The organism is Pseudanabaena sp. 'Roaring Creek', assembly GCF_001402795.1.
In the GTDB taxonomy this organism is placed as follows: Bacteria; Cyanobacteriota; Cyanobacteriia; order Pseudanabaenales; family Pseudanabaenaceae; genus Pseudanabaena.
Genome location: NZ_LIRE01000652.1, coordinates 1 through 13,911, shown reverse-complemented (window position 1 = coordinate 13,911; position 13,911 = coordinate 1). Strand labels below are relative to the sequence as shown.

General features: G+C 40.8%; 8 protein-coding genes. 4 read left to right on the top strand and 4 right to left on the bottom strand.

Annotation, left to right across the window (positions count from 1 at the left end):
* Positions 1-189 precede the first annotated feature (189 nt).
* The 3 genes from AC805_RS17200 to AC805_RS17190 all read right to left on the bottom strand — a co-directional run bounded on the left by AC805_RS17200 (position 190) and on the right by AC805_RS17190 (position 4,840).
* A complete protein-coding gene (locus AC805_RS17200; RefSeq protein WP_055076523.1) occupies positions 190-1,533 on the bottom strand; it encodes a hemolysin family protein in 1,344 nt (447 codons plus the stop codon).
* Positions 1,534-1,922: 389 nt separating this feature from the next.
* Complete coding sequence (gene malQ / locus AC805_RS17195; RefSeq protein ID WP_055076522.1) at positions 1,923-3,452, bottom strand: 4-alpha-glucanotransferase; 1,530 nt, start codon at positions 3,450-3,452, stop codon at positions 1,923-1,925.
* Between the two features lie 116 nt (positions 3,453-3,568).
* Positions 3,569-4,840 (bottom strand): late competence development ComFB family protein, encoded by a 1,272-nt coding sequence (locus tag AC805_RS17190; protein ID WP_055076521.1) that lies wholly within the window; start codon positions 4,838-4,840, stop codon positions 3,569-3,571.
* 943 nt (positions 4,841-5,783) lie between these two features.
* Between AC805_RS17190 and AC805_RS17185 the strand changes: the two genes are divergently transcribed.
* Both AC805_RS17185 and AC805_RS17180 read left to right on the top strand, forming a co-directional pair.
* Positions 5,784-8,597, top strand: a complete 2,814-nt coding sequence (locus tag AC805_RS17185) for a hybrid sensor histidine kinase/response regulator (RefSeq protein WP_055076520.1) — start codon at positions 5,784-5,786, stop codon at positions 8,595-8,597.
* 11 nt (positions 8,598-8,608) lie between these two features.
* Entirely contained in the window at positions 8,609-10,045 is a 1,437-nt protein-coding gene (locus AC805_RS17180) for a diguanylate cyclase domain-containing protein (protein WP_197278780.1), read from the top strand.
* A 287-nt stretch (positions 10,046-10,332) separates the two neighbouring features.
* Here AC805_RS17180 and AC805_RS17175 read toward each other — a convergent pair whose 3' ends face one another.
* A complete protein-coding gene (locus AC805_RS17175) occupies positions 10,333-11,304 on the bottom strand; it encodes a glycosyltransferase family 2 protein (RefSeq protein ID WP_055076519.1) in 972 nt (323 codons plus the stop codon).
* Positions 11,305-11,697: 393 nt separating this feature from the next.
* Here AC805_RS17175 and AC805_RS17170 point away from each other — a divergent pair, with 393 nt between their 5' ends.
* Both AC805_RS17170 and AC805_RS17165 read left to right on the top strand, forming a co-directional pair.
* Positions 11,698-12,639 (top strand): glycosyltransferase family A protein, encoded by a 942-nt coding sequence (locus tag AC805_RS17170; protein WP_055076518.1) that lies wholly within the window; start codon positions 11,698-11,700, stop codon positions 12,637-12,639.
* 72 nt (positions 12,640-12,711) lie between these two features.
* Entirely contained in the window at positions 12,712-13,875 is a 1,164-nt protein-coding gene (locus AC805_RS17165) for a glycosyltransferase family 4 protein (RefSeq protein WP_055076517.1), read from the top strand.
* Positions 13,876-13,911 lie beyond the last annotated feature (36 nt).

Sequence of the window (13,911 nt, the reverse complement as noted above, 5' to 3'; positions counted from 1 at the left end):
TTCCCAAAATGGCGTTGCCATTTTGGGAATTGGTATAAAGCCCAAGATCGTGTTGTCGCGCTCCGCGCGACAACACGATCTTGGGCTTTAATTTTGTTCTAACAAGACTGGCGGTAGCTATATATTTAATTCCTAGATACTTAGGAAAAATTAGAATTGCTTGAGAATTGTTTTAGAAGGGCTTGAAAACTACTTCTTAGGGTTTTGTTTTTGCTCGTTGTCTAGAACCAATTCTAAGGGCGATATGTTTACTAATACTTTATCAACACGATTTCCATCCATATCCACAACTTCAAAGCGAATTCTATCCCAAGTGAAATGTTCTCCTACCATAGGAATATGGCGGAGATAGGTCATCATTAGCCCCCCTAAAGTATGGTAATTATGATCTTTTTCATAGGGGAGCTCTTCTACCTCGATGATTTCTTTGAGACGATCGCTTGATACCATGCCATCGATCAGCCACGAACCATCTTCTCTTTGCATGGCATCGGGATCGCCTTGGCGATCGTTAGAGGGAAGATCGCCCACGATCGCTTCTAATAAGTCCGTTAGGGTTACCAATCCCTCAACACCACCATATTCATCGGTGACCATCGCTACGCGATCGCCAGATTGTTTGAACTGCTCCAAAACACTTAAGGCGCTTGCCGTTTCTGCTACATATAGGGGTGGACTGCTAACTTTAACTAAATCGATCGGATTTCCGTGAAGGCTGGCATTGAGAAAGGCTTTAATTTCGACGATGCCAACACAGTCGTCAAGGTTTTCTCTGGCAACGGGGAAACGTGAATGTCCACTGGCTAAAACCTCTCGCTGCGTTTCTTCAAAGGGAGCATCCACATCTAACCAATCGATCTCGGTTCTGGGAGTCATTAAGGATTTGATCGGGCGATCTCCTAAGCGAAATACCCGCTCGACCATGTCCTGTTCAGCTTCTTCAAACATTCCTGACTCAGCACCCTGAGCAATCATCACTTTGATTTCTTCTTCCGTAACTTGAGATTCCTCGTTTGCTTGAATTCCTAATAGACTAAGTAAAGCCTCTGTTGATGTACTTAACAAATAAACAATCGGTGTCCCAATATTGGCAAGGAATCGCATCGATGGGGCAACTGCACAGGCAATTTTTTCCGCATTGCTCATGGCTAGCCGCTTGGGAACTAGTTCACCGAGTACCAGAGAGAGATAAGTGATAATGCCAACGACGATGGAAAAGCTAAGGGATTCACTGTAGGGTCTTAGCACGACTACCGTATCTAGCAATTCCTTAAGGCTTTTTGCCACAGTTGTACCACCTAAAGCACCACTTAAAATCCCAATTAAAGTAATGCCTATTTGGGTAGTTGACAAAAAGTTATTGGGAGAGCTGATTAGTCTTAAGGCGGATCTGGCGTTTGCGTTTCCTTCTTTTGCCCATTGTTCTAAGCGTACTTTGCGGGCAGAGATAATTGCTAGCTCAGACATGGCAAAAATGCCATTGGCAATAACAAGCAAAATAATGAATAGCGCTTCAAAGGCAAGGGAAGACATTGTTTTGTGGCAAAACGACTTTATGTGAATCGTTTGTGAAATTTGTTAATGATAGATATATATTGTCATACCAAATTTTGTGTCAAGTTTCCTAGGACTAAGATAGAGGTTTGGTAAGAATTGCCAAGCCCCTATGTGCTGGTAATTTTGATGTGCTGGTAATTTTGATATAGCTGTCGCCAAGTCTAATAGGACATAAACCCCAAGAATTGATTGGCGGCGCTTCGCGCCGCCAATCAATTCTTGGGGTTTGATTTGTCCTAAGTCAAGTGACTGTAGCTACAACTAGCAATTTCCTAAATATAGCAACATAAATTTTGCTTAGGATCCCCCCCCAGAGATGAGTGGTGGCGCGAAGCGCCGCCACTCATCTCTGGGGGGGATTCGTCTTAACGGCTGTAGAGTTGGGTAATTTGCAGGAGGCGATCGCTGAGAGAGGGATTGAGTAGCTCGGGATCGTGATAGCGCCATCCCCAATTCCCTGTTGCCGTCCCTGGAATATTCATCCTTGCACTGTTATCGAGACCAAGGACATCCTGTAGGGGAAGGATCGCAATTAGGGATACCGCTGCCATTGCCATCCGAACGAGTACCCAGTTAATTGGCTCACCAGCGGCATAGCCAACTATATATTTGTAAAATAAATCCTTTTCGTATTGGCTCGCTCTTTGCCACCAACCTACGGCAGTGTCATTGTCATGGGTTCCTGTATAGACGACACTGTTACGTACGTAGTTATGGGGTAGATGAAAATTATCGGAACCACCGCCAAAGGCAAACATGAGGACGCGCATTCCAGGGAAGCCAAAATCATCACGTAATTTATCAACTTCTGGGGTAATCACACCCAAGTCTTCAGCAAGAATTGGTAGTTCGCCCATCACTTCCCGCAATTTCGTGAATAACTCCGTACCTGGGGCAACTTGCCATTCTCCATTCACCGCCGTTTCCTCACCAGCGGGAACTTGCCAAAAGGCTTCAAATCCTCGGAAATGATCGATGCGGATAATATCAACATAACGATTTAAAAAGCGAAAGCGATCGATCCACCATGCAAATTGCGTTTCTTGGAGATATTCCCAGTTATAGACTGGGTTTCCCCAAAGCTGACCTGTCTCGCTAAAGTAGTCAGGTGGAACCCCTGCCATCTGTGCTACTTCGTAGGTTTCGGGCTCGAGCGCAAAGTTGGCGGGATTTGCCCAGACATCGGCACTATTGTGAGATACATAGATGGGAATATCGCCAATAATCTTGATGTTTCGCATATTGGCATATTGCTTAAGTTTCAGCCATTGATCGAAGAAGATAAACTGGACGAATCTTTGAAATTCAATGCGATCTTTGAGTTCTATGCGTTTTAGTTCTAATGCTTGCGGTTCCCGTTTGGCGATCGCAGGTTCCCAATTATTCCAAAGCACTTCCGTATTTTCTTCGTGCAGTGCCATGAATAGTACGTAGTCTTCTAGCCAATCAGCTTCCTCGATGCAAAACTTTTTGAACAGCTCCTGAATTAAATATAAATCGTGATGATGCTGAAGCTCTTGATCGAGATATCCTTGCTGAAAGCGTTTAAAGGCTAGTTCTAGAAGCTTCCGCTTGTAAGGAATCACAGTCTCAAAATCAACGCGATCTCGATCGAATTCAGGAATATCTGCCCAATCCTCTTCTTTTAGTAAATGTTGTTTGGCGAGCAGTTCGGGACTAATCAGATAGGGATTACCTGCGATCGCGCTAAAGCTCATATAGGGAGAATTCCCGTATCCTGTCGGGCCAAGGGGCAGCACTTGCCACAGCTTTTGACCACTCCGCGACAAAAACTCAATAAACTGATAAGCTCCCTCTCCTAAATCCCCAATCCCAAATTTGCTGGGTAGCGAGGTGGGATGCAATAAAATGCCACTAGAACGTTGAAAGGACATAAACACAAATTTTTAGATCTGGCTTTACTTTACCGCTTTATAGCTGTCGTTGCTTGTGTTCTTCAAACGCTTACAGATCAAATGCAGATCAAATGCAGATCAAATACAGATCAAATTCAAATAATGCCATCGGCTGCCATCTCTTCGCGCGTATAGCTAACTGAAAAATCGAGAAAAAATCCATACAACTCGATCTCCGCGACCGCAGGAAAAAGCCGCAAGGTGCTGATTCCTAAATTCTTCGGATTGTCGGCTAGCCAACCAAAAGCTTGTTTGGTATGTGCTTTTACAATAAGTACTTCGCCATCGTCATTATAAGCTAGTGATAAATCCGCATCCCCAGGTTTTAGATACATTTCACTATAGATTTGTCCGAGCATTCGCCATTGCTGCCGCCAATTACTGATACCTTGCTTCTCATTATTAATGGCATATTCCGCTAAGGAGGCAATATTTTTCCATGTGATATCATCGCGCTGAAAAATCATGCGTAATTCATTAATTGCTTTTTCGCATTCTTCTTCAAATTTGAATAATGGGATGGGATCGGCTAAGCGTCGCGGTGTTTTGCCGAGAGTCATTAAAGATTGAATTACCGTTGACTCAATCTGACTGGATAACTGCTCCTTAGCTTTTTGGGTCTGCCAAATTACACCCTGCTCCGATGTGGCATACATGGCGGGTAGTCGGTTCAGAACATAGGCACAGACATCATCAACTCCCACTTTGCGAGGCAAAACATTTGCCATATAGGTCAGTTGGTTTTTGACTTCTCTTATAGCTAGATCTTCTAAAACATTTACCAAAAAATAAGAAGCGGAAATAATATAAGAATTAAGTTCGGGATTCGGTAAATCAGCCTGATATTGCCAATCCCGATCGCTTGACCGATCGCTTGATTGCTGGGGATTTTTACGTTGTAGATAACCTTTAATATCTTGCAAGCGATGGCGATCGTTAATACTCAAACCGACATAATCCTGTGAATGGCTTACGAGGTTAAGGGTTTCTTGAAAGGCTTGTGGTACATCCTGCCATTGTAAAGATAGCTTACTAAACAGTTTTTGTAATCTAGATAAAACATGGGCTGGCGTTTCTACTTTACTAGCGGCGAGTTTGGTGGACTTTCTCAAAGGATCGCGCTTTATGCCAAGTAAAGCCTGCTGGACGGCACTCGTTACTTGATTTTTTAGTTCACTATGGGCGCGTTTGCGCTGTTGTAGCCAGCCTCGGCTAGTACTGGCATAGAGCACGGGCAATCGATTAAGGGCAAAGGCTGCCACCTCGCTCAGGTTAATTGCTTCACGTATGGGTTGGCTGATTTGCTTGAGTTGTGCTTGTGCTTCTACGACAACGATTTCCTCAAGGACATTTTTGAGGCTAGTCATAAGTTTTTGCTGCTAGAAATTTACGTTTGATCGCCCTTACGTGGGAATCCCCAAGAAGTTTTAGAAATCGCCCCAAAAGGTTGAATCTCAACTCTCGTATTTATATTAGATGGATGATTTAAAAGTAGTCTGAAACTAGAAAAAATTTTTATAAATACAATACTCAGTATATATGGCACTTCCCGATCTGACTTGAATAATAATCAGCCTCAGCCCAGTTGATTTAAGGCAGGAATGTCCATCATCCGTTTGAAAATCATAACCTGTAATGTAAATCAAAGCCCTAAAGATGAGTGGCGGCGCTTCGTGCCGCCACTCATCTTTAGGGCTTAACTATAAATGTTTAAGACTGCTAAAACCCAGCTTTGAAAGCTATAACGCAAGCTGCGCTTGCATTACAGCTTTTAGGGGTTTATATCTAATTGCGCCTAGCTACTTAATATAGGGCGATCGACTCATAGACTTATACCAATTCCCAAAATGGCGTTGCCATTTTGGGAATCTCAAAACCTTACTGGGTTTGGTGTTTAATTCACAAAAGTGTTGTCACACTTTTGTGAATTGGTATTAAGTAGCAATCTGGAAGAACTTGCGATGCAGGTTTTAGATTTTTCTATTTAATTAAGCCCACTTATTTGTATTTATTTTTATCTATTTCTATCTGTTCCTATCGGCAGATTTTAACCTAGTATAAAATCAAAATTTAGAAATCAGGCACACTAATATAAAGGGAGAAAGCAAACTATTACATTATTAAGTATGCGATATTTTAAGAAGATAATAAAATAAGGATTCATAGCTATGTCAGCACCTCAGCATCGTTAAAGAATAAAACTAGAGCCTTTGCTAATCCCTAGATGGATGGCAAATACTTTTGGATTTTAAGTTTATTTATGCTTAGCTACTTAAGTGTATTATTAATCCAATCCCAGAATTAAAATTCATGAATAGCGATCGCTGCATAAAACCTCAAAGAAATTACCAGACCTCTCTCAAATTAATATTAATTATTCCCTTTGTATTGCAAATTATTGGTGCTGTGGGTTTGGTAGGATTTCTTTCCTATCGTAGTGGGCAAAAAGCTGTAGACAATATTTCTGAATCTTTAATGAATGAGGTGGGCGATCGCATTCACGAAAATCTAAAAAATTACTTCCGTAAACCTACGGAAGTGCTCCAAAATAATGCTAACGCCATTAAACTCGATCTGCTTCCTTGGCAAGATTTTGCTGGTTTAGAGAAATACTTTCGACAGCAACTGCAAGCCTTTGATGGTATTGGTTCTTTAGGTGTTATTACGGAGCAAAAAGATCTTTTGATCTTACAAAAAAATGATGATAATTCCCAGACAATTAGTATTAGAGATCAGTCAACTAATTACTTTTTTAATAGCTATATTGCTGACGATCAGGGAAATCGACTTAAACTAGTTAGAAGTTCCAATAAATTTGACACCCATAAATATCCCCCTAATGCCCCTTGGTATGAAAAAGCTAAAAATGCCAATCGTTTAATTTGGATAATTAATGTCGAGCGCATTAAGACTGATAAATCTGTCTTCGTTGCTTTAAATTTTATGCCTTTTTACGATCGCAACAATGTCTTTCAAGGGATTGTGGGTTCGTCCGTATCTTTAAAACAACTGGGGGGATTTTTAAAAAGCCTAAAAATTGGCAAAACTGGTCAAGCTTTTATTATAGATCGAGAAGGATTACTGATCGATAGTTCTACTGATGAAGCTCTATTAACACCCGAATCATCTGCAACTAACTCCAAACAGAATCCAAGTAATAATAGGCTCCCCAAACTAGAGCGTTTAAATATTATTAATAGTAATAATTTAGTATTTCAAAAAACGGCTATTTATTTAAAAGATTATTTTACTGATTTCCATCAAATCAAAAATAGCCAAAATCTCAGTGTAATTATTGATAACAGGAAATATTTTATTCAAATTGCACCCTTTCAAGATCAAGTGGATTTGGATTGGTTAACGGTTTTGATCGTTCCTGAATCTGATTTTATGGCAGAAATTCAGGCAAACACGCAATGGACAATTGTTTTATGTGGTTTTACTTTGGCGATCGCAATTGGAATTGGTATTTTGACGGCTCGTCGAATTACCAAGCCGATCCAGAAATTAAGTCAAGCCAGTCAGACTTTAGCGCAGCAAGAATGGCAAAAATCTACGCTCGAACAGGGGCTTTTAGGCTTTCAAGATATTACTGAATTAGCAACCTTGTCTGACTCTTTTAATCAAATGGCAACGGAGTTAAAAAACTCGTTTGAAACCTTAGAAAATCGGGTGGAAGAACGCACCGCCGAGCTAGTGATTGCTAAGGACAATGCGGAGGTTGCCAATCAAGCTAAAAGTACCTTTATTGCCAATATGAGCCATGAGTTGCGATCGCCCCTGAATGCAATTATTGGATTTTCCCAGCTTATGTTACGCACGAAACATTTGCCATCTGAACAGTATGAAAATGCAGGAATTATTCAGCATAGCGGCGAATATTTACTAACGTTAATTAATAATGTGTTGGATTTTTCTAAAATTGAAGCGGGGAAAACTACTCTTAATCTCAATGATGTTGACCTCCATCAATTGCTTAACGATTTGGAAGATATGCTGCATCTGCAAGCGGTAAATGCAGGTTTAGAGTTAATCTTTGCGCGAGGGGATAATTTGCCCCATTACATCTATATGGATGGTGTGAAATTACGTCAGGTGTTACTGAATTTATTGGGTAATGCCCTTAAATTTACGCATCAAGGCGAAGTGGTTTTGAGGGTCAACGCTATAGAATGTCAAGGATTCAAAGATTATCAAGAATATACTTTCTATACTATAAACTTTAGCGTTAGCGATACGGGAGTGGGTATTGCCTCTACAGAGTTAGCCAAGTTATTTGAGGCTTTTAGTCAAACAGAATCTGGTCGAGCGGCTCAAGAGGGAACGGGACTAGGATTAGCAATTAGCCGTCAGTTTGTCCAATTAATGGGAGGAGATATTACGGTCGAGAGCCAATTGGGTAAGGGGACGACTTTTAAATTCTCAATTCAGGCGCAATTGGGTAAAGAAACTGGCAAGGGAGATGTCTATTCCCGACGAGCAATTGCGATCGCTCCCAATCAACCGACCTATAAACTTTTGGTGGTCGATGATAAAGCCATTAACAGGCAATTATTGATCGGACTTCTCGCGCCTTTAGGCTTTGAAATCAAAGAAGCGAGTAACGGACGCGAGGCGATCGCGATCTGGGATGAGTGGGAACCGCATTTAATCTGGATGGATATGCGAATGCCCGTGATGGATGGTTACGAGGCGACCAAATATATTAAGTCCACAACGAAAGGAAATGCTACGGCAGTAATTGCCTTAACTGCCAGCGTATTAGAAGAGGAAAAAGCGATCGTGCTCTCCGCAGGGTGCGATGATTTTGTGCGTAAACCCTTTAAAGAAAGTACGATTTTTGAAACGATCGCTAAGCATTTAGAGGTGCAATATATTTACGAGGAGCTAGTATCGGAAGAGCCTATTGCCGATCACCCAGATCCCCTATTAGCCTCTGAAGATTTAGCTATAATGTCCGAGGAATGGCGGGCGCAATTGTACCAAGCCGTCATAGAAGCTGATAGTAATCGCGTTAAAGAACTGATTCAAGAGATCCCCAACCCAGAATCGTATTTAGTAAAAATCCTCAAAAAATATAATCGTCAGTATAAATTTGATGAAATTGTCGAGCTATTGTCCTAGGCGATCGCACCATGAACCAATCAATTAACCAAGACTTAGTGAATTTTGATTCTCTATCTGAGTCAAAGGGTAACATCCTATTGGTAGATGATTTACCAGAAAACTTGAGATTGTTGACTGATTCCCTCTCTAAACTTGGTTACACAGTTCGTAGTGTCATCAGTGGAAGTAGAGCGCTCAAGACGGCAAAATCGAAACTTCCCGATCTCATTCTGTTAGATGTAAAAATGCCCGAAATGGATGGATATCAAGTTTGTGAGGCTTTTAAAGCCGATCCCGAACTTTGTCATATTCCCATTCTGTTCATCAGTGCTTTAGACGAAGCCTTTGACAAATTAAAAGCATTTCAACTGGGTGGTGTGGACTATATCACTAAGCCTTTTCATATCGCCGAAGTCGTGGCTCGTTTAGAAGCTCATTTAACGATTCGGAAGCAACATAGAATGTTGCAAGCGGAAATTGTCAAACGCAAGGAAATTGAAGAAATCCTCTATCAATCCAGATCGCTTCTTTCTGGCATTTTAAATACTGCATTAGATGGAATTGCGGCTATGCAAGCAGTCCGCGATTCGATTACGGGCGATATTCAGGATTTTTGCTGCTTAGCAGTTAATCCTGTTATTGCTAAAGCCCTGCGCCGCAACCGAGAAGATGTCATCGGTAAGTTATTCATCAAAGAACTGCTCGAAAAGCTTGCACCAGAATTATTCGATCGCCTTGTGACAGTTGTCGAAACTGGCGCATCTTTAGATGAAGATTTTTACTATCCAGCGGGTGATTCCTCTTGGTATCACTATGTCGCCGTAAAGTTAGGTGATGGTTTTGCGATCGCGATTCGCGATATTACGACGCGCAAGCAAACAGAGCTAGCTTTACAGGAGCTAAATTGTAAATTGCAGGAAGCAAACCATAAGTTGGAATTGCTTGCCAATTTAGATGGATTAACCAAGATTGCCAATCGTCGTTGCTTTGATGATTACCTAACCACAGAATGGCAACGCCATCAGAGAGAACAAAACACTCTATCGCTTATCCTGATCGATATTGACTATTTCAAACGCTACAACGATAGCAATGGACATCAGGGCGGTGATGATTGTTTAATTCGAGTTGCACAGGAAATTGCTAAAGTCACCCATCGCCCAACGGATTTGGTTGCTCGCTATGGTGGCGAAGAGTTTGCTGTGATCTTGAGCAATACCAATGTCGAAGGGGCGCTAAAGGTCACCGTATCCATTCAAACCGCGATCGCCAATCTCGCCATTATTCACGATAATTCCGATGTAAGCGAATATGTCACCCTGAGTATGGGAGTCGCTAGCCTGATGCCGACATCGGAACGAAGTCCTCAAGATCTAATTTCCTATACCGATCAAGCGATGTATGCAGCGAAACATCAGGGGCGTAATCGAGCGATCGCTTACAATACTTTGCGCTTTACTTCGTAATGTATTACAAATACCCAGCAATTCTCATTATGACTTTTGCTTTGTCCAAACCGTCAAATTGTCAACGAGGACATAGGCTTTTTAAGGATTGCTATTGTAATAATTTTCAATAACAGCCGCTAAATCAAGCTAAAATTTTCATAATGAGAATTGCTGATATATAGCTGATATATATCAGTCTATTTTATTTAATTTAGTGATGTTCCTGACCCGTTCTATAAATCCTAACCTATCTCACAGGCTGCGAGCAAGTCAAAGGTTTGAAGATTTTATATTTAGTTATTTTTTTAGATACTTCTTTTACTTGTTTTAAGCATATGCTTCAACATTATGGCAAAACCATAAAATTTACTTGGTATCCAAGGGGATACTAGGGGTACGCTAGATGGATTGCGTAACATAATCTTCAGATAAGTAAAAAACAACTCCCAAGTTGGATTGTCGATAGTTTTAAATTCGTAGGGAGCCAATCTAGAAATTTGTAAACTATCTAAATTAGCTTTTTCGATCATAAATGTGAAAAAGCGGATTGTTGCAAATTGGCTTTGATAGTACTTGAATCTATCTAAATAAAATGAATTGTTAGACTCGTTTTCAGAATGCCTACGGTAACCAACTAAAGGAAGATCGATGAAGAATTTCCGCGCCCCCAAAATTGAAGATCCAAACAGAACACAATTATCTGTCCACATCCTATAGCCACCGATACAAGTACAGGGTAAAATTTCACGCAAATATTCTCTCCTAATAGAATTTCCTGAGTTAGGGCTACCGACAAAAGCATATTCTTCGAGCGTCAGAATTGCAGAATAGCCCCGATTTTGAACATAATCCTTATAATGAGAAAATTGTAATTGCGATGGGGGGGTATAGTTCTCTTGACTAAATTGAAAACAACCCATTTTACAGAACAAAAAATCACAGTTATAATTATCACTATATATTTTCAAAGCAGTTTCTAAATACTGTGGATGATAAATATCATCTGCATCTAGAAAGAAAATAATGTCACCTGTTGATTGTAAAAACCCAGTAGTTACTGCTTCTAGTTGCCCTTTATTCTTTTCGTGGACAATGATTTTTACATTTGGATTTTGTTCGTATTCACTTTGCAAAAAATCGCCAGAGCCATCACTAGAGGCATCGTCAACCACAATTATCTCATCAAAAGGGTGAGTCTGAGACAGGGCGCTTTCGATGGCTTCACCGACATAATTTTTGTAGTTAAAGCTATTAATCAGACAAGTTGTTTTTATCATATTTAAGTAGTAGAAATGCAAAGAGTATTCGGAGTTATTAATGCGTATTTAAACTTCAGTGTAAATATCTCAAGATAAATTGCTTAATGTAATATGTACAGCTATCTAGGCATTTATGAAATTTTATTATAGCTATTAGAATCAAAATATAAAAACAATCCAAAGGATTCGCTATTTGCAGTTCGTTTGATTGGAGGTTAGCTAAATATCTAGACTATGTTATTGTATACCAATCTAAAATTGAAAATCATTTTAGATTGGTATAATTTCTACTTTTCAGACATAGTAATTATAAATGAATTGCGAGAAATTCAAGCACATACGATGAGAATTGAGCATTCATTCTGTCTTCCCAATAATTTAAGATTGATATATAACTAGCCAGAAAAACCAATGAAACCATCTATATCTGTATGTATTCCTACATATCAAAGACCAAAATTTCTTAGGGAAGCTTTGCATTCAGCCCTAGAACAAAGCCTGCAACCGAGTGAGATTATCATAGGCGATGACTCTCGCGATGATGTTACTGAGAAGGTGGTTTTAGATATTAAACAAAACTGTGAAATCCCTATCTATTATACGAGGCACTCTCCTTCTCTCGGACAAGCAGGAAATGTCAATTTCTTATATGACAAAGCTAAAGAACATAAAATTGTGCTTTTGCATGATGACGATCTGCTTTTGCCCAATGCCCTAGAAGACTTACATAGCTGTTGGGATACTCATCCTGATTTGGTTGCAGCCTATGGTAAGCAGTACATAATGTCTGAAGAAGGGGAAGTTGATCTAGAGCAAAGCCATAATCTCAATCAAATGTTCTTCCGAACTAGCGATCGCGTAGGTTTGCAAAAGTCTTCGATCGAGGCTGCTCTACTGCATCAATTTCCCAATGACTGCTTTATGGTTTTAGCATCGGCAGCTAGAGCTATTCGTTGGCGCTCCTATGAAGAGGTAGGCACGGGTGGAGATTTTGATTTTAGTCTCAGATTAAGCCTTGAGTACTCGAATTTCTTTTTTTTGGATAAATATACTGCTAAATACCGTCTGAGTAATATATCTGTATCTAAAAGTTCTAGTGATGATGCGGCTGCTCAGGCTTTCTACTTAACTCTAAATACTGAAGTTACTGAGGATATCGCTTGGGCAAGAGAGCACGAACTAAATAGAGCCGCTCCGATCGCGATTTTACAGTCGATCAACTTGGGGAAGAAAAAACAAGCTTTCGATATTTATTTCAGCAAGTATCATCCTTTATCAAAACGACTGAGTTTGGGAGGAATGCGGCGATTGTTGAAATTATTGTTACCGCGATCGCTGGGAAAATTGCTGTAGTTTTAGGATTAAATAGGATTTGAATCGCTTCGTTCATATTTACATTAATATTTTCCAAATGAAATTTTCCAAATGAAAAAGATTCAGCATTGCTCCACATGTTCGATCGCCTCCGTTGGGGGAATTGAGTCTTATCTAAATGGACTATTGATTTCATTGCCAGAAATATACGATCCGCAAATAGTTAACTCTTTGGATGATATCGATCAAAGTCAATGCAAATTGCTGCATGTTCATGATGCGGCATTATTAAAAAGCTTAAACAATCAATGTCCTGCGGTCTATACCCTGCACAATCACAATATCTATTGCCCTAGTGGCTCGAAGTATTTGTCCAACCAGAAGGCGGTCTGCGATCGCCAAATGTCCCTTTTAGGATGTACTTGGGGACATTTAATCGATGGTTGCGGCAGTCGCCGCCCCCAGACAATTATTAATAATTTAAGCAGAGCCTATGGTGAATTTGCCGAAATCAAAGGATTGGGAATTACGGCGATCGCGAATAGCGATTACGTGCGATCGCAATTAATCGCCAATGGGCTACCCGCCTCCCAAGTCGTAACTGTCAGATGTGGCATTGCCAAGCCGTCAAGTCCCCACCTGCCCTTAGAAAAGCCCATCCACGATCGACAGCATATTTTCTTTGCAGGCAGGATCGTTCCTGAAAAGGGGCTGGACTGGTTGCTGCGGACGATGCCTCGATTGGATGCAAGAATTCATCTGGATATTGCGGGGGAGGGTTGGGCAATGCCTCAGGTCAGAAAGCTCGCCGAGGATTTAGATCTGGGCGATCGCATTACTTGGCATGGTTGGTGTCAGCGCGAGCAATTAGAAAACCTTTACCGTCAAAGTTTTGCGGTGATTTTCCCTAGTGTTTGGCCAGAGCCTGCGGGGTTGGTGACCCTTGAGTCCTATGCGAGGTTCCGTGCCGTGATTGCTAGTGCGGTCGGTGGCATTCCTGAACATCTTGAGGATGGGAAAACAGGAATTTTGGTGGAGCCGCATAATATCGAACAGTTAGCCGCCACAATTACCGATTTGGCAAATAATTTTGATAAGGCTCGTGCGATCGGTATTGCTGGTAACGAGCTATTTCACGCAGAATTTACCCTCGATATCCATGCCCAAAGACTCGAAGCAATTTATGAATTAGCGATCGCCCAGTTTCATGCAAGATCCTCATCAGCGAGTTCTTACAGCGCTTTGCACTCAAACGAACCACAAGGAAATTTTTGAAAGCGTTGCGAAGCAACGCTTTCAAAAATTTCCTTG